Source organism: Mariniblastus fucicola (assembly GCF_008087665.1).
Lineage (GTDB): Bacteria > Planctomycetota > Planctomycetia > Pirellulales > Pirellulaceae > Mariniblastus > Mariniblastus fucicola.
Window position 1 is genome coordinate 252976 of the sequence record NZ_CP042912.1, and the last position, 26612, is coordinate 279587.

Consider the following 26612-nt stretch of genomic DNA (forward strand, 5'->3'; position numbering starts at 1 on the left):
CCGGTATTATATCAGGATTGAAATCAGTTGCTTTGCGAGCCAGGTAAATCGATGACGGACAATCACCAACCTGAAACCGTGACCATCGTGGGAGCCGGGATCACCGGTCTTGCTGCTGCGTGGAAAATCCAACAGCTTTCGCCGCAGACGCGAATCACCGTTCTTGAATCTTCGGATCGCGTTGGCGGAGTCTTGCAAACGAAGCACATCGACGGCTATCTCGTCGAGCAATCTGCCGACATGTTTACTTGCCAGCCACCGACGGCCTTGGAATTGTGCCGCGAGTTGGGGCTTGAGGATCAGCTACTGACGACGGCTGAACCGAAAGACAAAGCCTTCGTCGGACTTGGTGGCAAAGTCGTTCCGGTTCCTGCGGGATTTTCTTTGATGGTGCCGTCTCAGGAAGATTCGATTCGTTCCTGGCCGCTGCTGAGCGAATCCGGAAAACAACGTTTGCTCGACGAAGTCAACGTTGCGGCTCGTGACTACAACGGGAATGGAGATGCCGACGAAGACTTTGCTTCGTTCGCAATTCGCCGCTTCGGCCAGGAGGCTTTCGACGCGCTTATCCAGCCTCTGGTTAGCGGCATCTATTCTGCGGATCCGAAAATGCTGAGCATGAACGCGACGATGAGCCGTTTCGTGGAGATGGAAAAGGAGCACGGTAGTCTGATCGCGGCCGTGAAGCAGAAGGCCACGTCTTCGGACGCCAAGGCCAGCGGGGCTCGCTACAACCTGTTCCGCAGTCCGGCACAAGGTTTCGGTTCACTGGTGTCGGCTTTGGTTGGCGATTTGAAAAACGTTGAAATTCAATCAGGGAGGCAGGTTCGCGAAATCAGCACTGCTGCTTCGCGTTGGCAAATCGCACTTGAGGATACGGCGATCGAATCGGAGGCGGTAATCGTGGCGACGCCGGCAGATGTTTCGGCGCGACTGTTGAAAAGTTTCGAATCACTCAGCGGCGAACTTTCGGGAATCAAGTCGACTTCCTGCGCGATCGTGGTGATGGGAATTGACCGCAGCGAGTTGCCGAAAGACTTCGATGGCTTTGGCATCATCTACCCGCACATCGATGAAGGCAAAACGATCGCCATCAGTTTCGCCAGCAACAAGTTTTCCGGGCGGGCACCGGAAGGTAAATTGCTGCTGCGGTTTTTCATCGGCGGCGCGATGCAGGAATCGCTGGTCGATCTGCCGGACGATGAGTTGACAGGAATCGCGTTGGATCAGTTTGAAACGTCGCTTGGTGTCCGTCCCAATGCTGACTTCACCGAAGTATTCCGCTGGAAGAACGCCATGCCGCAGTACCACGTAGGTCATCTTGATCGGGTCGGGCGGATCGAACAACGGGTGTCGCAAATTCCGGGCCTGGAACTTGCTGGCAAAAGCTATCGCGGCGTCGGAATCCCTGCCTGCGTCGCCAGCGGCTTCGCGTCTGCAGAAAGAATCTTTGGCAAGTGATCACCTTCACGCTGCAAATTTTGTTCGACTGAATCCGTGTCGGATTTTTTGTTGGTCGTAAAGAACCGGTCTCGGCCATCGAAAACGTTTTGCCCAAGGGCTTCTTTTCTTGAGCCTCGTAAGTCTTCCATGCCATCACCAGTATCGATGCTGAAATCGATCTTGCGATTGGGCGACCGTTGATCGAGTGCCTCGTTGGCCACGAATCGTCCGTCGAACCCGGCGTCCGTCAGATTGCCTCGACCGGAAGCCAAGCCAAATCCATTGTCTGCCGGCGGCGAAATTAAAGGCAGCCCGAAGAAGCCGGAAAGATTGTTGCGGACGAGACTGACGTCGGTCGCGTTGACTCGACCGTCACGATTTATGTCGTATGGGTTGGTCGCGTCGACTGTGAAGAAGCCGGACAAGTTGTTTCGCACCGCAGAAACATCGTTGGCATCGACTCGTGCGTTGGTGACTGAATTGCCTGTCTCGCCGACAGCGTTTCCAAAATAGTAAACCTGATCGGCAATCAGGCCAGTCGATTCGTTGGCTAAAACGCGAACCTCCAACCACGTGTTTCGGATTGAGTAATCGTCCCAAAAGAACATAACTCGATCTGTTGCAGCAACTCCCTCGCCGCGAAGCACAATCGCATCCTGAAACTCGATCTCGTCCCAGGTTTCAGGATCATCCGTCCGCCCGGTCGCAAAGCGAAAGTCTGCCCAGTCGACGGTGCTGGGCAGATCTTCCATGTCGATAGCAACGGCATTGATGCCTTTGTCGTATGACGTGTAGTTTTGGAAGCTCGCAGTTTCGCCCGGTCGCAACGCAACCTTGTCCGTGACCATGCTTCCGAATTCGCGAGGACTGTCTGAATCCGCTATTGGAGGATGATCCAGCGGCTGTCGTGTATTGGTCTGCTACGGAATCGAAAACACTGTCGTTGACAAAGTAGGTCGTCGCCAGCATGCGACGCTGTTCGAGTGCCGAATAGGTGAAGCTTGAGTTGTTCGGTCTGCCGTGGCGTGAAATCGATGGCTGCTTCATGAGTCTGCAAAAAGCGTGGAAGGGGGAAGCTGTTGGGGGAATCCAGTATATCGACCGACAATCTGCGTTGCGCAGCGAATTTTGCGTTGCCGGAACAATACGCGTTTCTTCAAAATTTTAGGTGACTTAGAATGGAGCCGTCCGAACGTCCACGGAGGCACCTTTGAATCACCCCGCAATCATCTGTATCTTTCTGCTTTTCTCATGCCTCCTTGGCAGCGCTCTCAACGGCCCCGCATTGGCCCGGTCAATCAGCCAGTCATCCGAGGCTGCTGACTCAGCAGACGCTTCGATCGCTGATTCAGCGCTTGCTGACTCCATCGAGGGCAACGAAAAAGCCGCGCCACCGACGATCCTGAAAATGCTCTTTGGTGGCAACTTGCTGGGCATGGCGATCGTGTTTCTGATCCTGCTGCTGTCCGTGATCAGCCTGTTTGTGATCAGCGACAACCTGTGGCGGATTACGTCTTCCAAGCTGATCCCCGACAAAGTTTTGTCAGAACTCGAAGCGCGAATCATGCACGGCGACATCACGCCGGCGATGGAGATGTGTCGCCAAAAAGCCAACTACTCGATGTCGACCGAAATTATTCTTGCCGGCTTGCAGCGTTTTCAGTCCAGCGAGTTTGGCTATGCCGAATACCGCTCTGCGGTTGAAGAAGCGGGTGAAGACGTCACTGGTCGGCTGTATCGTCGCATTGAAGTTCTCAACGTCATCGGTGCCATCGCGCCGATGCTGGGACTGACTGGAACCGTGATCGGAATGATCGAAGCCTTCACTACGATTGCGTCGCTCGAAGGCATGGCTCGTCCTCAGGAGCTGGCCGGCGGCATCGGCCAGGCGTTAATCACGACGCTGCTGGGATTGCTGGTCGCGATTCCGACGATGGTGGCTTACAGCTATTTTCGAAACCGCATCGATTCGATCGTCGCGGAAGCTGGAAAGCGTATCGAGCAAGTCATGATGCCGTTGGGCCGCAAGAAACCCGGTGACACCTCGGGCCGCAAGAAATCCAAATGAAGCTCTCTCGCACACGACCACATCACACCCTCGCGTTCAACATGACGCCGATGATTGACATTGTGTTCCTGTTGATCATCTTTTTTATGACCGTTTCGCAGATCACTCGAACGGTGGACCATCCCGTGGAGCTTCCGCGAGTCGTCGAAGGCGCTTCAGAATCCAAAACGGCAACCGTTACGATCAACCTGAACGAAAAAGGATCCGTGATCGTCGCCGGCAAGGTGCTTTCACAGCAGGAAGTCGTCACTGCAATTCAGGCTCAGCTGGAAAAGATGGACAACGATCCGGACCGAATTCGAATCCAGATTCGCTGCGACCGAAACTGTCTGTCAAAGTTCGTGAACCAGTTGGTGAACCGGCTTTCGACGATGGGTTTCCGTAAAGTCCGCTGTGCGGTGGCAGACCAGTGAACTTTGTTGCCATTTGACGTCTCAGTAGCCAGTTTCCCGCAAAGACGTAGAATAAGAAAATGAAACTCAATAGCCGACATCGTCAAAACCATCGGCGGCTGGAGCTGTCGATGACCAGCATGATCGACGTCGTTTTTCTGCTGCTAATCTTTTTCCTTGTGACCACCACCTTTGTTCGCCCCGAACGACAACTTCTGTCGGCGATCCAGTCCAATGAACGCGAAGCCGCCAAACAGGAAACGCTGCTCGAACCGGCTTTGGTCGATGTTCGCAAAACCGGTGACAAAGTCGTGTATCGCATCGGCGCCATCACCACCGACAATGTCTCCGAAGTCAAACGCGTTTTGCAGGGATTCGAGAACAAATCAGAAGGAGCCTGGGTTCGCGTGGAGGACGACGTCCCGTTTGAGTTCGCGGCTCAGGCTGTCGGAGCCTGTCGCGCTGCCGGGTTTTCGGCCGTGGCGTGGTTGCCTGCTGAGTAGCATTTTTGCGATCGCGGCGATCCTGCTGTTTGCGATGCCTTCCGTGGGTCAGATCGATGACCGGGAGAACGAAACGCTGGAGAAATGGCTGGCCCAGCGGAACCTCGACAGCCTGTTGCTCGAACAGCTGGAATCGCGGCTCGAATCGACCAGCAACGCTGCCTCCCGCGAGGAAATTGCCAAACGGCTGGCGGAACTTTACGGCAACAGACTGCTTTCGCCCGATGGCGACCCGCAACAATTGCTCAAGCGAACTCGTGAGCTGATCGCTTTGTATCCGCGCTTCGAAACAGGTCGCTTGCGCGTGGCGATTCTGCATGCAAGATACATCGAATCCGAAAAACTGTTTCGCCAGCGAATCCAAACCGGTGGCCAGTTCGAGAAACAGGTTCAGCTGGAGTCCGTTCTGCAGACACTCCACGAGGACCTTTCCGGTGCGCTCACGGCGCTGATGCGACGATCGGAGGAACTGTTTGCTGCCGGGCAACTCAGCCGCGATCAAAGGAACCTCGAATCGGAACGGCAAACGATTGAAGCTGAAGCACTACACTGCCAGTTCCTTGCCGGATGGAGTGGTTACTTCCTTGCGATGTTGCGGCAGGACGAACAGGAAGAGCTTCTGGATCAGGCCGAAGTTCGATTTCGCGAGTTCTTGCAACTCGACCCACAAACATTGCTCAGCGATTACGATTCGCGCTGGTTTGACTTTCAATCCGCGTGGCATGTTCGCGCGATCGCCGGCCTCGCAGCGATCGAAGCGGCTCGCGACAATCAGGCTCAATCGCTGTACCTCTACAAATTGATCGAGTCGAACGCCGTCAGCCGCGAAAGTCGCGAAGCGGTAATTCGATTCCGGTTTCTGGGCAACTGTTATTGCGGCAAATACGAGTTGGCGACCAATGTTGTCCGTGACCGAAAACGGATTGCTTCGATGTCGAGAGCGGGACGAATCCGGTTGTGGTTGACGGTGATGGAAACCACCGAAAGCGCTGGCACGCCCGAGTTGCGAACGTTGGCGTTGGCCGGGTTAACGCGGAATATGGCTGGTGAACTCTTGGTGGCAGAGATCGAGAAAAGCGATGTTGCCGCGAACGAGGACTCGTTCGAATCCCGTTGGGTGTCTGGGTACGCGGAGTTCTGGAAGTCGGAAAATGGGGAGCCGCAGGCGGCTGAGAAAGCTCACGAACTATTGCAGCAGGCCGTGTCGCTGGGGGTGGAGAACGGAGATGCGGACGACGTCGCGCGTTGCCGATATTTGCTGGCGTGGCTGATGCTAAAACAGAATCAAACGGCCGACGCGATTTCTGTTTTCGCTCAGGTGGCTCAACAATTGGCCTCCGCGGATCCCCGGTTGGCCAGCGAATCAGCGTGGTTGGCTGCAAAGTCGTCCGTGCGTTTGGGAGGCCGCGATCCCGGAAAACTGAACGACGCCTGGAATCGGCTGGAGCGGTTTGTGCGCACGTGGCCTGATTCGCCGCACGCCAACAGAGCAAATTTTGAAAAGCTTAAAATCGAGTTGCGATCGATGCAGCCAGCCGATGCGATTCGGCGATTGCAGGACTTCCCGCCCGGTGACGAAAATTATGCTGCCGCGTTGTTGGAAAAAGCTGCCCAGCACTATCGACTTTGGCAGAATCAGGCTGACGATCCAGAAACGTTTGCCCGATTTCAGGAGTCATGCGAAGACGTGAACTCAAGCCGGGAAACCACCGCCGGGCAAAAACTTCGAGCCAGCTTTTTCATGATCGATGCAGCGCTGCGGAAGCCTCCGTTGGAGCTTGCGAGTCTGGATTTGATTCTCGCACGTTGTGAACTGTTGTTGGATCAAGTCGAAGATCCCGAGATCGCTGCAGCGGAATTGCTGTACTATCGGATGCAGATTGCGAACCAAAAACGCGATGTCGAAGCGTCCTTCGAAGCGGCGTCACGGCTCGCCGACATCGGCAAGGAGACACGATTCGAACTACCTGCCTTGATTCAGTTGGCTCAGCATTTGGATGCACGGCTTAAACAGGTCGCCGGAACAAATGGTGATCCATCGGCGGTCGCGGATCTGGTTTCCGAAGCCGTCACAACCTATCAGCGATTGTCGAATCGCCTCGGTCGAAAATCGGAGACGCTGAAATCTTCCGCCAACGCCAGAGTCGCATTGTCGAGGCTGGGTGAGCTGCATCAACGAGCCGGAGATTCGCGTGAAAGCGAACGGATTTTCGAGCAGCTGCTCGGCCAGTTTCCTGGCAACGCGAACTACTTGCGGAATCTGGCGATTGCAAAAGGGAGCCTCGATCGTTCCTCTGCAAAAGAGCTTTGGCAGCGACTCGCGAACGGTAGCCAAGCCGGTTCGGATTTGTGGTTCGAGGCAAAACTCGAACTGGCGAAAAATCTCTCTTCACTGGACCGCGATGCCGCCTCAAAACTATTGCGACAAACGTTGCAGCTTGGTGGCGATGTGCCGCCGCATTGGCAGCGATCATACGATGCCATGATCGAACAGCTTGGCTCCGAGGGAGATCGTTGATGTCCCAGAGCGACGACAATCTTCAGCCACCAAATTCCTCAGAACAGAACCAGGGTGGCGGTCCGCGCGATTCGCGATTGCAAACGTTTCTTCGTCAGGCGAGTGCAATCATCGCCGCGGAGAAAGGGCTCAATAATGCGGCCAAGGCCAAGCTGGACGATCTTGCCGGCCGACTTCATTTGCCAGATGAACTGTTCGAAGCCGGTTTGCTTCAGCTGCAGGATTCGAATTCGCCAATCGGTGATCTGACGGACTACGAACAGGCTTTTCTCGATTTTTTGGTCCGCGAGTTCAGCCAAAAACCCAAGGGCACCGTGCTCTCGATTTCGATCGAAGAAAAAGCAATCAAGCACGCTGAAGACCGGTTTGGGATTTCGGCGCATCGCGCCGAGCAACTGTTTGACTATCAGGCTCAGGAATCCGGCATCGGGCGGCTGTCACGAACCGACGCGAAAGATTTCGGTCAGCAGATGATTCTTGATTTGATCGGCGACCAAACCACGATTGACGAAAAAGTCTCGAAGCGAATTTTCAAGATTGGAAAGCGTTGGGGTTGGGCTCGCGAAGACGTCGAAAACCTGGTTAAAGATCGGATCGCGGACAATGAAAAGGTCGTCAGACAGCAGCGGAGACGTCCGTTAATTCTCGGGTTGGCGTCTCTTGCGTGCATCGCCCTGATCGGGCTGGCATCGTATTGGCTATTTGAAAATCGGGAGTCCATTTTTGGGAAACCGAAGCCAAAAAATGATCCTGTTTCGGTTGCTCGGACCTCCGAACCCGTCCCAGACGAAGGTGTATCGAGAACAAAGCTGGAACTTGCTTTCCCGGAATTTGCTGACTCACTTTCGTCAGAAGATTCGACGACCCGTATCGCGGCAATCGAAGATGTTGTCGATCGGATGCTTACGGAAGAGACAGCGAACGACGAACAGATCCAGGCGGTTGCCAGTTGGTACTATCAGGAAACAGATTCAAAGGTTGCTGGACGGTTTGTTCAATCGCTTGGTGCCGCAATGGCGGTTGAGCCCAAATCGAATCGGAACGGTGCTTTAGAGTCGCCTTATCGTGCGGCATCGCTGGCTTGTGCCGTTTTGCAGTCGGCATCGGAATATGAAGCTGAAAATTCCAAACAGCGTGCCGATTCGTTACACCGCGTTGTTTCCAGCAGATTGGACGGTGCGGTCGAGGTCGCTGACGTCGATGCGGAACAGGTAGCAACTTCGATTGCGGCGAGTCAGTGGAACCAGTTGATCCAGAATTCGTGGCAGTCGCCCGGCCGCAGCTCTATTTTGATCGAGGCTTTGACCACGATCACAAAGCCTTACCTGACGGAAGGTGAGTTGCAACAATTTGCCAGACGCAGTGTTCGCACGATCCTGCTGGCGGACAGATCACAATGGCAGAATATGAAGTCGGCAATCGCGACCGCAATTGAGTCTGCGGATGAAGTTCAGCGAATCGAGTGGATCGAACTGTGGCTCGACGACTTCGGTGGCGGCACGGGCTTTCGAGAGTTCGCGGGCCCGCTTTTGATTGACGGTAGCGATCGGACAACAGATTCGGTTGTGCGAGTTGACGAGTCTGTTTTGCGTGCGGAGGTGGCGGACTGGAGAAATCGGCGGCTTCGCCCTGCTCTTTTACGACATCAGAAGATCGACGAAACGATCGACCGACTTCGCCCGCGTTTCGCGACCGTGGCCGAATCCAATGCGACGCCGGATTTGATTTTTCAGGCGGCTTCGTTGGCGAACCTGTGCCTCGAAGCAAAATCGATCACCGAATCAGGTCGGGCTGGAGATGAGTCCGCGTGGAGCGATGTGGATCTGCGACTGGAGCGGCTCGATTCGCGCCTTCGCGATTTCGTTTTTCTCGATGCCAAAGAGAGTCGTCCTCGCGTTTCGTCGGCTGGATTCGATACCACGATGCGAGACCGAACGATCGCCGCGTTTGGCGATTTGTCAGAGGGCAACCAGGCGAAACGGTTGGCTGCGATCGAAAGACTGCCGGGACTCGTGGCGAAATTCGAATCGATACCCCAACCGATGGCATCGTCACTGGCAAAGTATTTGTTGTCGCCAATCGAGCCCGACGAGTGGTTGCAAGCTCAACGTGTCGTTCCGGAAATCGCGAACTGGCACGAAGTCGTCCTGGCATTGGCCGATCAACTTCCAGAATCGTCGGCTTCAATTGATCAGGTCCTGACCATGTACAGTGTCCTGACCGACGGGCCATGGGAAGAAGTCGTTGGCGAAACCTGGAAGGAAGACATGAGCCTGAGTTTGCTCAAACTTGCACGCGATTCATTGCTGGCCGATGAAGCCGTCGATCCTGACTCGTCGGATAGCGACTGGATTCGCCTGGAGAAATTTTTGCAGACGGCCTACTATCGTCGTCTTTCGTTGCTCGATCCAGAAGCGCCAGGAACCAACCGGTCCGTGATTGGCAACGCCCGGCAATGCGTTCGTGCAGTTGCAGCGAATTCCGAGTCCGTGGATCGTGCCATTCGTCTGATCGAAGAAAGTACTGACAACGAGATTGAGGAGATCGTTCTGTTGAACCAGTTGTTGGCACGTAGCTCAAATGCGAAAACGCCGGGAGGCCAATCGGTTGGACTGCAGTTGTTTGCGAGTGAACTTCGCCTGTTACAACATTGGAATCAGGATCGCTTGCTGCAATTGAATGGGGTCATCGATGAGAACTAGAAGCCCTCTCCAATACGCAACAGCGATTCTCGAGCAGCAGCTACGATCAGGATGGGTTGTGCTTGCGTGGCTTTGCGTCGCGACGTTTGCTATGTTTGCAGCGAACGCTCGCGAGGTCGATGCTGACGCGATTTGGCTGGTCGACAATGAAGCACCGATTTTTGGCATCGTCGAATCTTCCGGCGCCGACAGCATCCGGTTTCGCCACACCACAGACGGAACTAACTTCGACACGCAAACGATCGAGCGGTCCGCGATCGAGACGATTGTGGTCAACTTTGATGCGCCGCGACTTGAATCGCTGGCTCATGGAGATTGGCAGGCGTGGCAGGACTACGCCGAAGAGCTTGCTTCGCAAAAGCGAGATCCGGTCGCCAGAAATTTGGCGATAAAACTGTTGATCGTTGTCGCTGGCAACTCGCAAGACGATCAGGATCGCGAGGCCGCTTTGACGGATTTGATTGCTCTGGCTAGAGACGACGATGAACGAACGCGCTTTCATCGGCTTCGGTATCTGGAAACCGGAATCGAAGAAGCCACAATCCAAACGGACTCGCAAACTCCGATCCCGAATGCCGTCGATCGAATCGCTGCGGCTCAGCTGGTGCAATCAATTCGATTGGGACGAGACGTGCAAGGATTGTCGAGCGACGCCAACCTACAGAAAGCAGTTACCGCGGTTGAGCACATTTGTTCGTGGCAGGAACTGGTGCAATTTTCAAGGTCGAATCGCATCGGCAGCGCGGGGATTCGACGTCTGGTCGCGTTGGAATACGAGCTGCGTTCGGCGAAAGACCCGGCGACCGCGGCGGGAGAAAATGAGACGTCCTGGCATCAATTGGCGGATCGCATTGGTAGCTCTTCGCTGTTGTTGCCCACGATCGAAACAGTGACCGAGTTTGATCCGCAAGCAACGCGTTTCGATAACGGGCAATGGAAGTAGGCAACCGGGTTTCGCGTTTCAAGTTTCTTTCCGTTGCGACGCGTATTGATCGGAAACGTTCAACGATTGTTTTTGTTTCTGGCCTTGAACGCGTCCTTACGCTTTTTGTCGCGAGCCTGTTTCTTCTCAGCCTTTTCCGCTTTGGCCTTTTCCAGTTCCACCAATTCACGCTCGACCATGTCAGGCGTTTCCATCGTAATCGGACCGAGTTTTCCTGAGCGAAACTCGGTGATCAGGATTCGCGACACTCGTTCGTAGTTCACCACCGCGTTCTTTCCCAGGCATCCGCGTTTGTGACCGATGGCATCGAATAGCTCCACGATGTCATTGGGAATCGAATCGAAACCATAACGCTCGACCAGTCGATCAGGATACTGTTCAAGCAGGAACTTCCCTGCGAAGGCCGCGACCTCTTCATAGTCCAGCGCCGTGTCCTTCACCGATCCAACCGACGCGAGACGAAAGCCGCTGTGGCGATTCTCTACGTTCGGCCACAACATGCCTGGCGTATCAAAAAGCGAAATCCCCTGCCCGATATTGATTCGTTGTTGGCTCTTGGTGACGGCAGGTTCGTTGCCCGTTTTTGCAATCGTGCGCCCGGCCAGCTTGTTGATCAACGTCGACTTGCCAACGTTCGGTACACCGACGACCATCGATTTGACGAACTCCTGATTCGGAATCATCTTCAGGCAAATTTGCTTGATGCCCAGGATCTGCGGAATGTTTTCGATTGAAATTGGTTTGGCACGAACGCCCTTTTGTCTTTCAAACCACTCCTGCCACAGCTTCGTTCGCTCTGGATCCGCCAGGTCCGACTTGGCCAACACTTTCAACACTGGTTTGTCACCGCGGAGTTCCTCCAGCATTGGATTCTGGCTGCTGAACGGAATCCTCGCATCGAGAACTTCGATCACCATGTGGACTTTGGGCAGTCCATCGCGAAACTGATTCCGAGCCTTGTTCATGTGCCCGGGGAACCACTGAATTTTTTCGCTCATGGATGTCGTGTGGAGAAAGTCAACTACTCGCTTCCGAACTGTACCTGCAACCAGTCGTGCATTTCAATGCCTTCGGGAAGCTCGCCAAAATAGCGCAGATCCGTGTCGTCAGCATACCATTTAAGCACATCCAGTCCACGCTCAGTCGCTTTGCGAAACTCCTTTCGAGCACGGTCCAGCGATTCGAGCCGTAGCGATTCGTCGTCCTCGCTACGAGAGTCCGCTTCCATTTTTCCGATCTTGCAGGCAATCATCAAGTACTCCTTCGCGGCCATGGCCACCGTGTGTGTGTCGTCGGGACGTATGAACTGGACCATGTCAGACACTTTTTCCATCGCGAATTCGAACCGTTTCGCAGCACTGTGAACACGCGCCAACTGAACCAGCCCCTGAACGGCCCGGAACTTGTAGCGAGGATTTCGCGGATCGATCTCAATTGCTGCAAGATGATATTCAAACGCCTGGTCATGCAATTCCGTGGCTTCGTCGATCCGGCCAAGTTCACGCAACACTGATCCGACTCCGTTCATCGCCAGCGCACAGTTGCTCTTCAAATGTGGCGTCGTCGGATTGGCGGCGCTGATGCGCGAGCGGACTTCCACCGCTTTTTGTCGCGCTGCCAGAGCCAGATCCAGTTTGTTCTGATGTTGATAAACGCTGCCCAGATTCAACATCGCGCGACCGAGTCCGTCCTGATATTCGATGACCAAAGGATCCTGCCGCGTGAGAATTTCATACTGCGTTTTCGAAAGTTGATACAACTCTGCGGCCCGATCAAGATCCAGTTCCGAATTGACGTTCGCGTAGAAAAATCCAATTGAGTTCGCGATCGAGCCGAGCGTTCGCCGGGCATCGCGATCGTCAGGGTGTCGTTCGACCAGAGGTTCCAGGATGGAAACGGCTTCATCGTAGGACGCTATCGCCTTTTCCGTTTGCTGCATTTTCCGATAGATGATGCCGAGGTCACGACACGTGTCGGCAAGGTGCAGCGCCGACCGCAGGTTTTCAGAATTCTGGAGCGTCAACTCCTTTCGCAGCGCGTATGCCTGCATGTAATTTTTAAACGAGCGATCTGTCCGACCCGTACTGCGATCAAGCGTCTCATAGGTCAGCCCCATGATCTGATAATGCGTCGCCAGCTTGGAACGTGTTTCCATCGAATCGGGAAAACGAGCGCTCACATCCTGCAGCACGGTGATCGAATCCTGCAACGATTGCAACGACGCCTCGATGTCGCTTCTTTGCAGGATGCGAGTCTTGATCCCGTAAGCTTCCGCGAGTTCCAACGCGGTCCGTGGATCGTCCGGGTCGAGTTCGTTCAGCTCCAGAAAGATGGCGATTGCCTCCTCGCACGTCTCCAACAATACTGGATTCGCATTGTAAGAACCTTCAATCTGCACCAGCCTCAACAGTGCCTTGCCGGTTTCGAGGCGCAGCGACTCGTCGTTCGCATACTGTTCCGAAAAGTTTCGATAGTAGTCTGCGGCTTCCTGCATCAGCTCCTTGCGAAGCGGTTGAAGTCCGGGCTCTTGCAGCAAACGCTGCTCGCTGATGATCGTGTAAAACTTGTCCACGCTTTCGCGAGCCTCACGGAAATGCTGATCCGCCCGTTCGTTCTGAAGTTTGGCTTCCGTAAGATTCGCTTTCGCCTCCGCGAGCGCCGATTCTGTTTGCCGCCATTGCCACGTGATGCCAGCGATCCCTGCGATCAGACTCAACGCGAGCGCGATGCAAAGCCCCGCAATCACGGGTCGGCGACGACACCATTTGGCCGTTCGCTCGATGAAATTGATTCGTCGGGCCAGCACCGGTTCGCCGCTGAGCAAACGCCGCAAATCGTCTTTTACGTCCGAAGCCGAATGGTATCGCCGTTTCGGTTCCGCAGCGATGCACTTGTGGATGATTGTTTCCAGGTCGCGTGGGATGTGCCGATCGATCGTGCGCAAACGCGGAGGGCTGGCTTCCAACGCCTGTTTCATCAGATCGTTTCGGTCGCTGGCGAAGTACGCCGGACGCAGCGCTGCCATTTCGTACAACGTCAGACCCAAGCCAAAGATGTCGCTTCGTTCGTCAGCTTTTCCGTTGAGCTGTTCCGGGCTCATGTAGCGTAACGTTCCGACCACCTCACCCGTCCGAGTCAGATCGTTGCTTTCAAAATGCTTCGCCAAACCAAAATCGGTCACCCACACATTTCCCGAATGGTCCATCATCAAGTTCGCTGGCTTGATGTCGCGATGTAGAATCCGCTTCTCGTGCGCGTGTTCGAGCGCGCTGGCAACTTGCAGGCCCGTTTGCGCGATGTTCCGCCACCAGGCTTTCGGGTTCGCGTTTGTCGCGAAAGATCGGCTGGCGGAAATTGATGACTCGTCTCCAGACGCCAAACCTGATTCCGGCATCGCGTTCGGTTCCTCGGTCGGGTCGCGAAAACTGCTCGGCGACGAATCGTCTGACAAGTCGTTTTGCTGGAGGTTGGTCGCCAACGTGGCAACTTCCGCATTGGCCAGAGCGACTGTCGCATCCAGCCCACCGGTGCGGATTCGCGAAACTTCCTTGAGCACACTGTTTAGCGGATGGCCATCGATGAACTGCATTACAAAGTAAGAAGTGTCTTCCTGGCAGCCGACGCCGAACACGTTAACGATGTTTGGATGCTGTAGCTTTGCGGACGCTTGAGCTTCCTGCTGAAAACGTTGCTGACGTCGCTCGTCGAATTGCGCCGAATTGGGCAGTAGCTTGAGCGCAACTCGTCGGCCCAGTGATTCCTGCTCGGCCTCGAAGACGATGCCCATGCCGCCGCGTCCAATTTCGCGAACGATCCGATAGTCGCCCAGTTGTCGAATGGCAGGATCGAGGTTTAGCTGCAGATTCTCAGCTTCCAGCAATCCGCTTTCGCTCAAATCTTCGACCGGAGTCCCGCGCTGCTCCATCATTTCCAGCACAGGAAACAGGCGGTGGATCGCCGTCGCGTGTATCGGATTGTGCTCTGCATAATCTTCGATCCGCGGTCGCTTGCCGCTGCGAATTTCTTCGGTGAAACGATCCGCAAGGTCTTCAAACGACGTTAGTTCAGCCTGTGATTTGTCTTGTCGCATACTCATCCCGGAAAGAAGTTGCTGGCTGCGAAAGCGAGCAAAAAGTACTCGTCGATTCTTCGAGTGTATGTGCGTAATCTTTCATTCAGGGACAAGGAAAACACCATTCTGTCGCCTTGAACCTGCGTAATTCAAAAGCGGCTGTAGATTCCATCTTCCGCTCGTCAATCAGAGGGTATTCTCCACCGTATTGTTTTCACAGAGCACCATGTTTTCCGCTAACGAACTCTTGTGGAGTTCACTCGATGCCGTCTGCGTTTGAGATGGGAGATTGCTGTAACTGGGAGAGTCGTTACGGAAGATGCGGGCTCCAAAATCAAGCAATCTTGATTATTGACGCGCCCATCAGCCCCCCACGGTTACAAAAATGCAGCGTTTTTTCGAGGAATCGACGCATCGCGGCAATCGACGGGTTCCCCGGAACTTCAAGGAGAGTCTCAAACCAAGTGAACCTTGCGTTGCAGATTGGGTCAAGAAAAACAGCAAGAAGACCGATACCGTTTTGGTCCGGAAATGCTAAAATCCTGACATCCCCAAATCGGACGATTAGCTCAGTTGGCTAGAGCGCCACGTTGACATCGTGGAGGTCGTTGGTTCAAGTCCAATATCGTCCACTATATGACCCCGGAAAACACAGTGTTTTCGGGGTCTTCTGCGTGATACAAAGTATGCCGCCATATCGGTGATACAAATTTTGTAACGAGCCGTGCAATTTCGGGGACGCACTTCGCGATGCTTCCGGATTTCGCATTAGCGCCAAAAAATCGACGCAGGTGGGAATCCGTCGTCGCATAGGATGAACTGCGTCATGTTGATGCGGCGATGTCAGATTCATAAATACGTAGCTCAATCGTCGCTGCGGTCCGACAAGCCGCTATCAGTTTGGGCAACACTCCTGCTCTTTGCGCGGCAGCTACATCCATCCGGGGCTTCTTGAGCTCGACGATCAGGTCGTTGGCGGAAGAGTGTGAATGTAGCGAAAGTCGATCAGAAATGACGATTGCTGAAAACCGATTCGCGAACGCGTTTCCGCTGCTAGGCTTTAACGTCGTAGATTAAGGTCGAAGACCAGTCGGTAAACCGTTTGGGTAGACGGTGTCGATAACGTCTTTGATATAAGCTTGTCGATTCGCTGGTTTAGGATGCGTGCTCATCATCTCCGGCGGCCCTCCGCCTCCGCTGGCGTCCTCAAGGATGCTCATAACCTGAATCATGGCTCTCGGGTCATAGCCAGCTTCAACGCAGAGTTCGACACCCCACTTGTCTGACTCAAGTTCATCGTCGCGACCGTACTTCATGTTCACCATGTTGGCGACGGCTGCAGCCATTTGAGCCGATTGCTGACCACCCCCTGCAACGCCAGTCGCGCTAACAAGGCCCTGTGTCAACTTCTGCTTGGCCATTCTCTGTGCACCGTGCCGCATCAGTACATGGCCAATCTCGTGGCCAATCACACCAGCCAGTTGCCCCTCCGTTTCAAGTCGATTGTAGAGTGCCGCAGTGATAAAGACCTGTCCTCCCGGCAATGCAAACGCGTTAACCGTTTTGTCGTCAGCCAAAAGGTGAAAGTCGAACTTGAACGGATTCTCACCATTGTTCTTTCGGACGACTTTTTGAACCGCAACCAGCAATTTACTTCCAATGTCATCGACGTGTTGTTGAGCTTGTTGATCAGGATGCAGGCCACCGTGCTGCTGCGCCATTTCTGGTGCAGCCTGCAAGCCCAAGGCGATTTCTTCATCTGGCGACATCGCGACTCGTTGAGTTTCTCCGGTGATCGGGTTTTCGTCACCCATGGAAAAATAGGAAATCACAGAGAACAGAGCAATCGCCCCGGCAATCAGAAACCGGACAGGGATACCAATGCTTTGTTTTCGAGGACGAGTGTCGCTGTTTCGATAAGCGTAGTTCGTGGACATGATTTATACCTTTTCTGTCGCGGGTTCTCTGTGTGAAACTGTTGATTCAGTTCTTGCGTCTTCGCTGTTCCAGTTCGTTGGTTGAGGCTCTTGTCGCACCACACGATTTCGCTCATGGTGCGGCGCATTAGTCAAGTACTTGGAAAAAACAGCCTTGTGCATCGTCAACAGGAAAGAAAAAACTGCCACCATCGCGAACAGGCTCATCAATGGTGTTAGCGATGCCGTCGTTCCGATGAAAATTGAAAAGAACAGGTATCCGACGTACGCCGGCCAATCGACCGGAAAGAGGTAGTCGATCAGCACCAGCAGGATCGAGGCACCCAGCAGGCTCCAAAGAATGACTGGATCATTCAGAAACAGAAGTACTTCGTTCATGAGAATTTACCTTCGCAGAATTCTTGCCGTAGTTACGCGACAGCCCGACTAATGGAGACTTAACGGTTTCACCGTTTGCAATTGACGTGCCAGCTTGATGGTTCAACGGATTGGCGTGCACATTGGACGATTTGTGATCACTCAAGCTGCAGGTTGATGCGAACGACTGTGATTGCGACCTGTCGAGCCCCAGCATGGTTCCAAGCGACCAGCCTACTGGACGCGTTGTCGTCTACTTGCGTCAGTGTGCGAAGTGCTAGGGAGGCCGCCAACTCTACTTACCCCTCTGGACCAGTGGTTCGACTTGCAAATTTCTTGATTCGTTGCGGCACGCAATTCGTGAATAGCGACGACCTTTGAGTACCATTGGTTCGACCAAATCGGATAGCCTGTTGGAGAGCGAGGCCACTTGTTAGTCGTAGTCAAACCATCTGACGGACGTTGTAAGTCGAGGTGGGAAACGCAAGCAATGTCGATTTTAAATCAGACGCCTTGCCGTTTAGCTTCATCACAACTGCAAACAGATTGATTAAGTCATCGGCGCCCGGCGACAATACATGGGCACCCAGAATCCGATCTGTTTCCTTCTCGATGATCAGCTTGTACGCGGCTGTCGTTTCGCAGACTTTTGAGACTGTTCCCCAATCGGACGCGTCCTTCGCTTCAACTCGAAATGACTTGCCGGTTGCATGCGCCTGACCCTCAGTGAGTCCAACCGAAGCCAGCGGCGGGATCGTGAAAACAACTGCCGGAATGGGGTTGTAGTCGACTTCGATCGGTTTATCGTTTAAAAGATTCTTGGTCACTGTATAGCCTTCTGCACTGGCCGTAGGAGTCAACGGAGCCACCCCGGTCGCTGCACAATCTCCAGCTGCGTAAACCATTGGGTTGGATTTGCTGCGTAAGAACCTGTCTACGGCAACACCTTGGTTCGCATCGAAATCAACGTTACCTGCCTCCAGGTTGAGTTCGGACAAGTTGGGTACGCGACCAGCTCCATGTACGACCAGATCAGCCTGCACGGTTTGTGAGTTGCCGTCTTTTGAATAAGTCACGCAGTAACAGCCATTTGCTTCTTCCACTTTTTCTACCGCCGCTTCGGTCACGACATTGATTCCGATTTCCCTGCTCTTCACGATCAGAGAATCGACAAGGTTCGATTCAAAATGACCCAGCGGTTGGTTACTCCGCTCCAAAATGGTCACTTCAGAATCGGCTCGTGCGGCAACGTGAGCAAACTCAAACGAAATATAGCCGCCGCCGATGAACACGACGTTCTTGGGCAAGTTCGACAAATTCATGAACTCATCACTAAGCGTGATCAGCTCCTCCCCGTCAATCTCCAACGGACGGGGCTTGGCTCCCGTAGCGATCAAAACGTGTTTGGGCTGGATCGTTTCGTCACCGATCCTCAGCTGCGTTGCCGAAATGAATTCGGGGCTGCCGAGAAACGTCTCGATACCTTTTTCTTCGTAGGCTTTGCGGCTATCTTTCGGAATTCCTTCGACGAATGAGTTTTTGAACGCGACTAAATTGGACCAGTTGATCTTGATGTCGCCCGCATCACACAGTTTTCCATCGCTACGACGTGCCGCGTCGACGACTGCTGCCGCGTGAACGAAAACCTTTTTCGGATTGCAACCACGCAATGCACAAGTGCCGCCGAATTCGCGCGACTCAGCGATCCCAACCTCCCATCCCGCCGCCGCACACTTTTTCGCTGCATCTCCAGCGGCCGGCCCCGTGCCAATTATCAGCAAATCAAACTCTCTCATTGTGAATCCTTCAAATCCAGACTTTTTTGTCACCCACGCGGGCTTGGAGAGCATCACGCGATCTTACTCATGCCACTACGAGTACTTCTTGATTGCAAGAGTCCATCGTGCTGCAAGGTGCAATTGCCATGCCGTGACGAACGCACACGCGAACTTGCATTCAATCCTTCTATTGATCAGAGGCAGGAAAAATCAATAGCTCATCTGCCTGTTCGTCAATGATTAAACGAATTGCTTGTTCCTGCTTTTCGAGCGCCGTCTGGGCTGCCGATTCGATGTTGGATTTGACGGTCGACCGAGTCAAAAAGTTTGCTGTCGTTTCAATTTCCAAATCAAGTTTCGTCACAAATTTGGCTTTGCCCTCGTTGTCAGGAACTAACGCTAGCGTTGCGGAGTATTGTTGAATCGGCCCGGAGGGTTGTTTCAGTTTATTGGTAACGTGCAATCTCTCGCGCACGATGTCAACGTTTTGCATCAACACGATGTCGTGTTCACCAAGATAGGCATCGTTGGTTCGGACGATCAGTTCGCCTTCCCCGTCGACTTGCCAATCGCGTTTGAGCAGTGGTCGTTCGATATCAAAATCCATGTTCAGCCACTTCTGATCCAATAGCTCCGCATCAGCCATCGCAACCAGTTTCTTCGCGGCGTTAGTCCGCACCATTATCTTGCGGGCTCGCTCCATTGGTACGTCGACCGTAAAACCATGTTCTGCGGACGATGTCGCAGACAACGGACTTGAAGGAACTAGCCCGTAGACGACAACTGCCAGGATCACGACTGCGGCGCCCGCAGGGATAAAGATTGCCAGTTTCGATTTTAAGTTCTTCATGGGCTTGTTCTGGTTTGAGTTGGAGTCTTGGGGTCGATACCTTCTTCCAGTTGAGCAAGCGTCATGCCAGGATTCTGCAAACTTGGGCTCTCCGTAACGGTTCTTTACCCTCATTGGTTGCTGGTGAATCGAAACTGACGATAGAGAATACTGATCTCGATGACCCCGCGCCCGCGTTGCCAAAACGGTATGTCGTTGCGACCTTTTTCAGAGTTGGCTGGTGGACTTGCAGCCATGCATGTGGGTCAATAGAACGTTCATGCTGAACGAGGTTTCCAGAATCCAATGTAGCCGGTTAGATACGAGCCGGTTAGATACGAGCGTTCTGGTGGGTCAACAATGTCTCATCGTTTACATCTCTCGACGCGACGAGTCGCAACTGATTGTGTCGCTCCGCATCTGCAAACCGCCTCTGCTCATAGCTCGGTTCATTTCCTTCGCGTTCGGGAGAGAGCCAGATCTGATGAAGATCGTCGGTTCCGTCTGCGAAGGATTGAGTTCACTGTGCGTGATACCGGTTCCCGCGCTCCTCCGCTGAACTTTGCCGGACGCAGGATTTTCCATTGCCAATCGAGTCCTTCTCTTCGAGAGCCCCTCGTGCACATCATTCGGAGATGATCGGTCGACCAGATAACAAGAGCATAGAGAAAGTGTCTGTGGGGCGAGTTCAGTCGCCCTAGAAACGTGCTGAAGAGCGGGTCAGATTTCAGGGATCGTTGACTGGTGCTGGCAGGCAGCTCGTGCGAAGCATGGACGGTATTCTTCAGACGCCACGGGGTGCTCGTCCTCCCAGGATCTACGTCGACGTGAGGGGACGAGGGTGACATTGCGACTGGAGCACGCCAATTCAACCAGCATCTCGCCGTAGAAACGAAATTTGATATATGATGGTCGCAAGCCAGGCGGGTTCGCGTCCGGCTAGTCAAACGACCATGCGAAGAATAAATCTCAGGAAATTCGATGTTGCATTCACTCAAACAACCTCTCTGCCGGTTCTTTTCAATTTTGCTAATCGCTGGCACGGTCTGTGGCTCATTGGCTGTCGGCCAGGAACTCGACCCCCAGCAAGACGAATGGGTGGCTCACTACTCCAAACAGCCGAACGCGCCGAAGCCCAGCGAGATGTTGCTCAACACCGATGAAGAGCCCGATCTTACCGAAGGCTTTGAGTCATTGTTCAACGGGGAAGACCTGAGTGGCTGGGTGGCCCGAGGCGGCAGTTGCACTTTTGAGATTAAAGACAGAATCATTGTTGGCACATGCGTAAAAGGATCCAAAAGCACTTACCTGTGCACGAAGAAGGAAGACTATAAAGACTTCATTTTCACCTGTGACTTGAAACTGGAAATTGACGGTAACACTGGAGTTCAGTTTCGATCGCGATCTGCTGCAGGAAAGAAAGCTGGCTTGGAATCGGAGGTCGTTTCGGGGCCACAAGTGGAGATTGAAGGCCAAGGCAAAAAAGGGAGAAACTGGTCGGGCGGTATTTATGGCCAGAGTTGTGGCGGCTACTTCTATCCGTTGTGGTTGAAAGAGCACGAAGCTGCTCGTGCCGCAGAAAGTAAGACCGGATGGAATCGCGTAACGATTTCCGCCAAAGGAAATGTCGTGAAGACATGGATCAACGGCGTCCCCGTAACGCATTGGGTCGGTGACGGAACCTATTCGACAGGCTTCTTTGCGTTGCAAGTCCACCAAGGCAAAGCTGGTACGATTTTGTTCAAGAATTTGAAGGTCAAGGAACTGGCGGAATAGGATCGCAGTTCAACGGTTGGCTTCGTATGAGTGGGTTGAAGCCTCGCTCGCGATATTTGTAAAACCAGAAGGCAAAGCAGCGGCAAATCTGTTGAAAATCGCCGCTTACTTTGACTTCATCTGCCCCGCGACGCTCGTATTGGAATTAAGAGCCGCGAATTTAGATCGGTGTCTCGATCTACCAAGGTTTCATTTTCCACCCAAGTACAAAGCCGACGCCCAAGCAGCACATCGCCACGACGTCCGGACGTTCTTGTGCGTAGTGCTCGAAGCAGTCTAACGCGTCCTGCGCCGTTTCACTCAAGCTCGGCGGCTCAGTTGTGCGGTGTCGACTAGTCGTAACGCCCGGACCAGTTCGGCCACGTTCCGTTGATTGTTCCGTAGTTGCAGTTGAGTTGACTGACACAGCTCTCTCCTTGTTAGTTCTATCGTAAGTTTGATTTGTCGTTAGTTGATCGATGGTTGGGTGCGAAAACCCATGCTATCGACGCTTGAGTGTTTGCTTTAGCCAGTCAACGTTTTTCGAGAACTCAGATTGAGATCGCCTGAAACTGTTACCGGCCTTTTTAAGTTTTATGAATCCAATTGCGGTCACCATCACGCCAACGGAAAAGCTTGCGGCGACGACGATCGCGAATGACATTGCGATTGATGTATCCAGGGTTTCGTGCAGCAGGTGTACGGCAGCGAACATCCCGACCGGTAGGCAGGCCAGCAAAACCAACACCCCCGCAAGTAAAATCGCAGCTGAAACATAGGTCCGCTCAATCGTCTCTGTCGTATCACGCTTCAGCAGTTTCAGTTGCAATTCGCCCAGCGAAATCACATCGCTGAACATTCCTCCCAAACCTCTGGCCACGTTGGATGGCGGAAGCCGTCGAGAACTGTCCACCTTTTGCCGCCGGCGTCGGTCGTTAAACAATGTGTCGGCACTCATTTGTCTATTTCCTTTTCAAAATCAGGCCGGACACAATTCCGATCGCCAAACCTGCGGCAACAATCGTCATCGGTTTTGCGGCTGCGTAGTCTCGTACTTTGGACAGAATCTCGGATCCGAGCTGTAGCTGAGAATTGTCCTGATCAGACTCGCGTTGGTCGTCTCCGACGCGTCGGTCATCGTCTGAGAAACGGTTTTGGTATCTGGCAATCATTATGCTGTCTCGCTATTCGGTGGGGCGGCTTTTTCGCCGAGTTTCTGCATCACAACTCCGGCCGCGGTCTGCATCCCCAATCGCAAAAGTGATTGAGTCAAACCCGCAAACATTCCGCTGCCGCGTTTGACGCGTTGGGGTGGCGCGACAACGAGTTTGTCTTTGCGGACAAGCCTCGCAATCCGGTCAGGGTCTGCGCTGACATAGTCTTTCTTCTTTGGAATCACCATATAGCCCGCAGCGGCGCAGACAGCCAGCGCGAACATCGGCTTGGCTTTTACATACTGTTTCCAGTTGCCCAACGCGTTGGTTCCATCGACAAACTGTTCAACATCGGAATCGAACTCGAGCCTGTGTTGCTGCATCTGAGAACGGATTTGTTCGGCAGTCAGTTGCTCGGGCGTATGGGAATCGGATGTTGAATTAAGTGCCATGGGACTGGTGCATTGGTGGGAGAAGTGAATGATGCGTGAATCGGATGTTGCGGCGTCGCAAATGCTTGTCAAATGAGCGATTAGCTCATGTAGCGGTCCGGGATGACGTTCTCCAGAGTCGATCGGAGGTTGCCAGTGCCCGACTGCAAGTAGTCCCCGACCCGCCGGGTCAGTCGCTCACGGCGTGTGCGTTCCGAAGAAAATAGTGTGCTCAGCAGCAAGCCTGCGCCGACTCCGAGACCAATAACCAGCAAGGCTGAGTTGACCGGGTTTTCCTGAACGCATTCCTGAACTGCTCCAGGCGACTGATTCGTATCCGCTGAAGCGGCGCCGTTTTCGTTGTCTACAGCGTAGTAGCGGTCGTGTTTGAGATTGGATGCCATGACTCAGTTCCTTTTGAATGGATGTATTTTTAGTGTCGTGAAAGCTCGCGGTTTTCGTACTTGTATTCGGCGAAGCGTTCGGCTGGCTGGCTCTAGCGTGATCGCAGAACAAGCCCACCGACGACGCCGATCAGAACTCCAACGCCAAAGCTGACGGCAAGCGATTGAGCCGGGCGTTCACGAACAACGCGTTGCGCCTCTTCGTATCCGGCTTGAGCCTGGTCACTGATCTGGCCCGCAACTTTTTCTGCAGACTCTCGGACTTGAGCACTGGTCGCCTGAGCGTACTCAGTCGCTGCGTCCCGATATTCGCGAGCCGTTTCCATCGCTTGTTGGGTGTAAGCCGCAGCAGAGTCGGAAATGGATTCGACGTACTTGTTAATCTCTTCTTTGGCGGCCCCAGTTTTCTCCTGGATCATTCCGATCATTTGATCGCGCTGACCTTCAAACTTGTCGAGCTCATCATCGGTCAGTTGGCCCCACATCTCCTGGAGTTTTCCTTTGACCTGGTTCCAGTCACCTTTGATTGTTTGTGCATTGGACATCGCTGCCACCTTTCGTTGAGTTGCCAGTTCCCCGGCAGATAAAAGTGAGTTGTTACAACAGGACTCAATGCAGGTGGTGTGCCAATCGTTGAATCTAAGCCGCATCAATCCCGTTCCATGCCGCATTTGCAGGGAGATCGGCGATAGCAACCCCGAAGTGCATTTCCAGAAACCACGTCGCGGAACCAACCTGGTCGCGATGAACCCAGCTTTGTTCGAGAACCGACTTGCGAGCCAACGATCCTGATCGAAACGAGGCCATTGACCGAACAATGGTCGCTGTGAAACCAGTTTTTAAGCTTGTTGGAATAGCGTTTGCTACTTCGTTAGCGGTCGATCGCGACGCTGGATAAATACCAACAGCTACGCAGCGACTCTGACCGATCACCTGTTTGCCCCTGTCTCGAGAGAGCCATGTCTGCTGCAAAACCTACAGCCAAGTTTCGCTCGAACGTCGCGGCGCTCGAGGACGAAAGAAAATATCACCTCGCGGACAGCGACGGCGATCCGCTGGAACGGTCGGCGATCCTTAACAGGGATAGCGATGGTGAGTTGGCTGAATGTTCCAGCCTGACATCCGCGCGAAAAGCACTTTTGCCCACCGCAGCAGCATGCGTCATCGTGTTGGCCTGCCTTGCGATCGTGTACTCGTTGTACTTCAGCAAAGCCGTGATGCTCCCGATCGTGGGTGCGTTTCTGCTGAACTTTCTGCTCAGTCCTGTCGTCGCCAAGCTCAATAAAATTGGAATCCCGAACTTTGTTGGTTCGCTGGGCGTGATGTTCGTTGTCGTCGGAGGCATGTTGATCGCATTGCTGTTCGCCTATCAGCCCGCGACGCGTTGGCTCGAAAACAAAGAAGAAAACCTCAACATTGTTGGTCAAAAACTGCAGACGCTCAGGCAACCGCTGGATGCTGTCCAACAAATGTCGGACCAACTGGAAGAGATTGGCGCGAAGAAAACCCCGGCAAACGATGAGAGCAAGAATGTAGCGGACTCGACGAAAACCAGCGGCGTGACTTTGGGTGACGAAGTAGCGTCGAGGACGTCTGCCACCGTAGGAACCGGCAGTCAGAACCCGGAAAGTGCGGCAACGGAGGCTCAGTCGGCGTCTGAAACGGAAGAAGAAGGCGAACCTGTGAAGGCTGTGATTCCAGTCGAAGTTCAACAGCCAAGTATCTCCAATCGAATCTTTTCCACCACCGGCGACCTGCTCGCGGGAGTCGGGTTGATGCTGGTGTTGGTTTTCTATTTGCTTTCCGCTGGAGATCGCGGACTGGAAAAATTGGTGGAGTTGATGCCGACGTTTCGCGAGAAGAAACGGGTCGTCGAACTTTCCAGAGCGATTGAAGAAAGCGTTTCGGCCTATCTGTTGACAACGCTCTCGATCAACTTCGTGCTCGGTTTGGTGATTGGAATCGGCATGTGGTTGATCGGAATGCCGAACCCGATTCTGTGGGGCGTCGTGGCGATGCTGCTGAACTTTTTTCCGTTTCTTGGCGCCGCAGGCGGAGCGATTCTGGTGTTTCTGGTCGCAGTCATCTCATTTGATTCGATCGCGTATGCCTTGTGGGCACCTGGAATCTATCTGGCTGCAAATCTTCTCGAAGCCAACCTCATCACGCCTCATCTGCTCAGCCGTAGCGTCAGTCTGCATCCGGTTTGGCTAATGATTTTCTTTGTGGTCGTGTCGTGGATTTGGGGTTTGGGAGGAGCCATCATCGCCGTTCCCGTTCTCGCGGTTATCAAAATTTCGTGTGACCACATCGAACCGCTGGAACCCGTCGGACAATTTTTAGGCAGGTAGAACGAAGGAAGTTACGTGTTCAAAAAACTGATCAACCTGATCGCGGTCAGCGCCGAGCGATTCAACGAGAACGACGGGCTGTCGAGTTCTGCGGCGATCGCGTACTACGCTGCGTTCTCTCTGCCTTCGATTCTGCTGATCTCATTCTCGATCCTCGGTTTCTTCGTCGAGCCGACTGACGTGCAGGGAGAAATCGGCCTGCAGGTTGAAGACGCGATTGGTGAGCAAGCCGTTGAGCAGCTGGAAGAAATCGTTACCTCCGCCAACCAGCCAAAGCAAAATGTCTTCTCCACCGTGGTCGGCGGTTTGATGCTACTCATCGGAGCGACCGGCGTGCTCACTCAGTTGCAGATCGCGTTAAACAAAGTCTGGAGAGTCAACCATGGCGATCAACGGAATCCGTGGCTGTCGATGTTGCTAAAACGAGTCCTGTCGCTGGGTATGTTGCTTGTCATGGCCTTTCTGCTGCTCGTGTCGATCTCGATTCGAGCCATCGTGTCGGAACTGGGTGCTCAGTTGGACGCGGTTTTGCCAGCCGTGCTTTCCTCGGGCATGCTGCTTGTGTTGAATCAGGTTTTGTCGTTTGTGTTTCTGACGACGCTGCTCACGGCCATGTTTCGCTTCATGCCGGACGTGCAAGTCCCATGGCGTTCCGTTTGGTTTGGAGCCTTCGTCACGGCCGTTCTCTTTACGCTCGGCAAGCAGTTGATGGGGCTGTATATCAGCTACGGAAATCCCGGCGCGGTCTACGGTGCCGCTGCGTCATTGGCAATTATTCTCGCGTGGGTCTACTACGCTTCATCGATTGTCCTGTTTGGGGCGCAGCTGACGCAAACGTGGACGACACAGGATTTTGAGCGTCAGCGTTAGTCGACCAGGCAGATGGAAATAGAAATTTGTCTGAGGTTTTTTGATGGAAATGATGGCCGGTTTACGCACTGAGGTACAAAATAGGTGAAATTCGGGCCGAAAACG

Annotated in this window: 22 protein-coding genes and 1 tRNA gene; 11 read left to right on the plus strand and 12 right to left on the minus strand. The window is 53.7% G+C overall.

Annotation, left to right across the window (positions count from 1 at the left end):
- The first annotated feature begins 51 nt into the window (after positions 1–51).
- Positions 52–1461, plus strand: a complete 1410-nt coding sequence (gene hemG / locus MFFC18_RS00995; RefSeq protein WP_075082614.1) for a protoporphyrinogen oxidase — start codon at positions 52–54, stop codon at positions 1459–1461.
- On the opposite strand, the gene MFFC18_RS01000 is transcribed toward hemG, so the two are convergent.
- A complete protein-coding gene (locus tag MFFC18_RS01000) occupies positions 1389–2291 on the minus strand; it encodes a dockerin type I domain-containing protein (RefSeq protein WP_075082613.1) in 903 nt (300 codons plus the stop codon). The genes hemG and MFFC18_RS01000 overlap by 73 nt on opposite strands.
- A 362-nt stretch (positions 2292–2653) precedes the next feature.
- Between MFFC18_RS01000 and MFFC18_RS01005 the strand changes: the two genes are divergently transcribed.
- Genes MFFC18_RS01005 through MFFC18_RS01030 form a run of 6 tightly spaced genes read left to right on the plus strand, consistent with a single transcriptional unit; the run spans position 2654 to position 10569 of the window.
- Positions 2654–3511, plus strand: a complete 858-nt coding sequence (locus MFFC18_RS01005) for a MotA/TolQ/ExbB proton channel family protein (protein ID WP_148618578.1) — start codon at positions 2654–2656, stop codon at positions 3509–3511.
- Positions 3508–3924: an ExbD/TolR family protein gene (locus MFFC18_RS01010; protein WP_084416832.1), complete on the plus strand. Its 417-nt coding sequence runs from the start codon at positions 3508–3510 to the stop codon at positions 3922–3924. Before MFFC18_RS01005 ends, MFFC18_RS01010 begins: the two co-directional genes overlap by 4 nt.
- A 59-nt stretch (positions 3925–3983) precedes the next feature.
- Complete coding sequence (locus tag MFFC18_RS01015; RefSeq protein WP_075082610.1) at positions 3984–4406, plus strand: ExbD/TolR family protein; 423 nt, start codon at positions 3984–3986, stop codon at positions 4404–4406.
- On the plus strand, positions 4330–6924 hold the full coding sequence (locus MFFC18_RS01020) for a tetratricopeptide repeat protein (RefSeq protein WP_148618579.1): 2595 nt from the start codon (positions 4330–4332) through the stop codon (positions 6922–6924). Before MFFC18_RS01015 ends, MFFC18_RS01020 begins: the two co-directional genes overlap by 77 nt.
- Entirely contained in the window at positions 6924–9626 is a 2703-nt protein-coding gene (locus MFFC18_RS01025) for a hypothetical protein (protein ID WP_075082608.1), read from the plus strand. The genes MFFC18_RS01020 and MFFC18_RS01025 overlap by 1 nt, the downstream gene beginning before the upstream one ends.
- On the plus strand, positions 9616–10569 hold the full coding sequence (locus MFFC18_RS01030) for a hypothetical protein (RefSeq protein WP_148618580.1): 954 nt from the start codon (positions 9616–9618) through the stop codon (positions 10567–10569). Before MFFC18_RS01025 ends, MFFC18_RS01030 begins: the two co-directional genes overlap by 11 nt.
- Before the next feature lie 59 nt (positions 10570–10628).
- On the opposite strand, the gene ylqF is transcribed toward MFFC18_RS01030, so the two are convergent.
- Together ylqF and MFFC18_RS01040 are read right to left on the minus strand one after the other, a co-directional pair.
- Complete coding sequence (gene ylqF / locus MFFC18_RS01035; RefSeq protein WP_075082606.1) at positions 10629–11567, minus strand: ribosome biogenesis GTPase YlqF; 939 nt, start codon at positions 11565–11567, stop codon at positions 10629–10631.
- A gap of 23 nt (positions 11568–11590) precedes the next feature.
- Entirely contained in the window at positions 11591–14659 is a 3069-nt protein-coding gene (locus MFFC18_RS01040; RefSeq protein WP_075082605.1) for a serine/threonine-protein kinase, read from the minus strand.
- A gap of 540 nt (positions 14660–15199) precedes the next feature.
- Here MFFC18_RS01040 and MFFC18_RS01045 point away from each other — a divergent pair.
- Positions 15200–15273: transfer RNA gene (locus MFFC18_RS01045), tRNA-Val, on the plus strand.
- A 441-nt stretch (positions 15274–15714) separates the two neighbouring features.
- Here the strand turns inward: MFFC18_RS01045 and MFFC18_RS01050 are convergent.
- From MFFC18_RS01050 to MFFC18_RS01065, 4 genes are all read right to left on the minus strand, one after another.
- Positions 15715–16578, minus strand: a complete 864-nt coding sequence (locus MFFC18_RS01050) for a M48 family metalloprotease (protein WP_084416830.1) — start codon at positions 16576–16578, stop codon at positions 15715–15717.
- A 3-nt stretch (positions 16579–16581) separates the two neighbouring features.
- Positions 16582–16956: a hypothetical protein gene (locus tag MFFC18_RS01055; protein WP_075082604.1), complete on the minus strand. Its 375-nt coding sequence runs from the start codon at positions 16954–16956 to the stop codon at positions 16582–16584.
- A 422-nt stretch (positions 16957–17378) separates the two neighbouring features.
- A complete protein-coding gene (locus MFFC18_RS01060; RefSeq protein ID WP_084416829.1) occupies positions 17379–18785 on the minus strand; it encodes a dihydrolipoyl dehydrogenase family protein in 1407 nt (468 codons plus the stop codon).
- A 115-nt stretch (positions 18786–18900) separates the two neighbouring features.
- The gene (locus MFFC18_RS01065; RefSeq protein ID WP_075082602.1) at positions 18901–19563 is read right to left on the minus strand and encodes a hypothetical protein; all 663 of its coding nucleotides are present in this window, start codon (positions 19561–19563) and stop codon (positions 18901–18903) included.
- A 960-nt stretch (positions 19564–20523) separates the two neighbouring features.
- Here MFFC18_RS01065 and MFFC18_RS01070 point away from each other — a divergent pair.
- The gene (locus tag MFFC18_RS01070) at positions 20524–21318 is read left to right on the plus strand and encodes a 3-keto-disaccharide hydrolase (protein WP_075082600.1); all 795 of its coding nucleotides are present in this window, start codon (positions 20524–20526) and stop codon (positions 21316–21318) included.
- Positions 21319–21799: 481 nt separating this feature from the next.
- Here the strand turns inward: MFFC18_RS01070 and MFFC18_RS01075 are convergent, their stop codons facing one another.
- The 5 genes from MFFC18_RS01075 to MFFC18_RS01095 all read right to left on the minus strand — a co-directional run bounded on the left by MFFC18_RS01075 (position 21800) and on the right by MFFC18_RS01095 (position 23831).
- The gene (locus MFFC18_RS01075) at positions 21800–22255 is read right to left on the minus strand and encodes a phage holin family protein (RefSeq protein ID WP_075082598.1); all 456 of its coding nucleotides are present in this window, start codon (positions 22253–22255) and stop codon (positions 21800–21802) included.
- Positions 22256–22259: 4 nt separating this feature from the next.
- Positions 22260–22469 (minus strand): hypothetical protein, encoded by a 210-nt coding sequence (locus MFFC18_RS01080; protein ID WP_075082597.1) that lies wholly within the window; start codon positions 22467–22469, stop codon positions 22260–22262.
- The gene (locus MFFC18_RS01085; RefSeq protein WP_075082596.1) at positions 22469–22903 is read right to left on the minus strand and encodes a hypothetical protein; all 435 of its coding nucleotides are present in this window, start codon (positions 22901–22903) and stop codon (positions 22469–22471) included. The genes MFFC18_RS01080 and MFFC18_RS01085 overlap by 1 nt, the downstream gene beginning before the upstream one ends.
- Before the next feature lie 80 nt (positions 22904–22983).
- On the minus strand, positions 22984–23286 hold the full coding sequence (locus MFFC18_RS01090) for a hypothetical protein (protein ID WP_075082595.1): 303 nt from the start codon (positions 23284–23286) through the stop codon (positions 22984–22986).
- Positions 23287–23378: 92 nt separating this feature from the next.
- Positions 23379–23831 carry a CsbD family protein gene (locus MFFC18_RS01095; RefSeq protein WP_075082594.1) on the minus strand — a complete coding sequence of 151 codons (453 nt, stop codon included), beginning with the start codon at positions 23829–23831 and terminating at the stop codon, positions 23379–23381.
- 414 nt (positions 23832–24245) lie between these two features.
- Between MFFC18_RS01095 and MFFC18_RS01100 the strand changes: the two genes are divergently transcribed.
- Positions 24246–25637 carry an AI-2E family transporter gene (locus MFFC18_RS01100; RefSeq protein ID WP_075082593.1) on the plus strand — a complete coding sequence of 464 codons (1392 nt, stop codon included), beginning with the start codon at positions 24246–24248 and terminating at the stop codon, positions 25635–25637.
- A 15-nt stretch (positions 25638–25652) separates the two neighbouring features.
- Positions 25653–26507: a YihY/virulence factor BrkB family protein gene (locus tag MFFC18_RS01105; RefSeq protein ID WP_075082592.1), complete on the plus strand. Its 855-nt coding sequence runs from the start codon at positions 25653–25655 to the stop codon at positions 26505–26507.
- The last annotated feature ends 105 nt before the right edge of the window (positions 26508–26612 follow it).

Excerpts from the sequence above, each read along its gene's own strand:
- MFFC18_RS01065 (WP_075082602.1), bottom strand. The coding sequence starts at position 19,563 with ATGAAGAACTTAAAATCGAAACTGGCAATCTTTATCCCTGCGGGCGCC.
- MFFC18_RS01030 (WP_148618580.1), top strand. The coding sequence starts at position 9,616 with ATGAGAACTAGAAGCCCTCTCCAATACGCAACAGCGATTCTCGAGCAG.
- MFFC18_RS01050 (WP_084416830.1), bottom strand. The coding sequence starts at position 16,578 with ATGTCCACGAACTACGCTTATCGAAACAGCGACACTCGTCCTCGAAAA.
- hemG (WP_075082614.1), top strand. The coding sequence starts at position 52 with ATGACGGACAATCACCAACCTGAAACCGTGACCATCGTGGGAGCCGGG.
- MFFC18_RS01010 (WP_084416832.1), top strand. The coding sequence starts at position 3,508 with ATGAAGCTCTCTCGCACACGACCACATCACACCCTCGCGTTCAACATG.
- MFFC18_RS01100 (WP_075082593.1), top strand. The coding sequence starts at position 24,246 with ATGTCTGCTGCAAAACCTACAGCCAAGTTTCGCTCGAACGTCGCGGCG.
- MFFC18_RS01070 (WP_075082600.1), top strand. The coding sequence starts at position 20,524 with ATGTTGCATTCACTCAAACAACCTCTCTGCCGGTTCTTTTCAATTTTG.
- MFFC18_RS01055 (WP_075082604.1), bottom strand. The coding sequence starts at position 16,956 with ATGAACGAAGTACTTCTGTTTCTGAATGATCCAGTCATTCTTTGGAGC.
- MFFC18_RS01075 (WP_075082598.1), bottom strand. The coding sequence starts at position 22,255 with ATGAGTGCCGACACATTGTTTAACGACCGACGCCGGCGGCAAAAGGTG.
- ylqF (WP_075082606.1), bottom strand. The coding sequence starts at position 11,567 with ATGAGCGAAAAAATTCAGTGGTTCCCCGGGCACATGAACAAGGCTCGG.
- MFFC18_RS01080 (WP_075082597.1), bottom strand. The coding sequence starts at position 22,469 with ATGATTGCCAGATACCAAAACCGTTTCTCAGACGATGACCGACGCGTC.
- MFFC18_RS01060 (WP_084416829.1), bottom strand. The coding sequence starts at position 18,785 with ATGCTCTCCAAGCCCGCGTGGGTGACAAAAAAGTCTGGATTTGAAGGA.
- MFFC18_RS01000 (WP_075082613.1), bottom strand. The coding sequence starts at position 2,291 with ATGGTCACGGACAAGGTTGCGTTGCGACCGGGCGAAACTGCGAGCTTC.
- MFFC18_RS01040 (WP_075082605.1), bottom strand. The coding sequence starts at position 14,659 with ATGCGACAAGACAAATCACAGGCTGAACTAACGTCGTTTGAAGACCTT.
- MFFC18_RS01095 (WP_075082594.1), bottom strand. The coding sequence starts at position 23,831 with ATGTCCAATGCACAAACAATCAAAGGTGACTGGAACCAGGTCAAAGGA.
- MFFC18_RS01015 (WP_075082610.1), top strand. The coding sequence starts at position 3,984 with ATGAAACTCAATAGCCGACATCGTCAAAACCATCGGCGGCTGGAGCTG.
- MFFC18_RS01025 (WP_075082608.1), top strand. The coding sequence starts at position 6,924 with ATGTCCCAGAGCGACGACAATCTTCAGCCACCAAATTCCTCAGAACAG.
- MFFC18_RS01085 (WP_075082596.1), bottom strand. The coding sequence starts at position 22,903 with ATGGCACTTAATTCAACATCCGATTCCCATACGCCCGAGCAACTGACT.
- MFFC18_RS01090 (WP_075082595.1), bottom strand. The coding sequence starts at position 23,286 with ATGGCATCCAATCTCAAACACGACCGCTACTACGCTGTAGACAACGAA.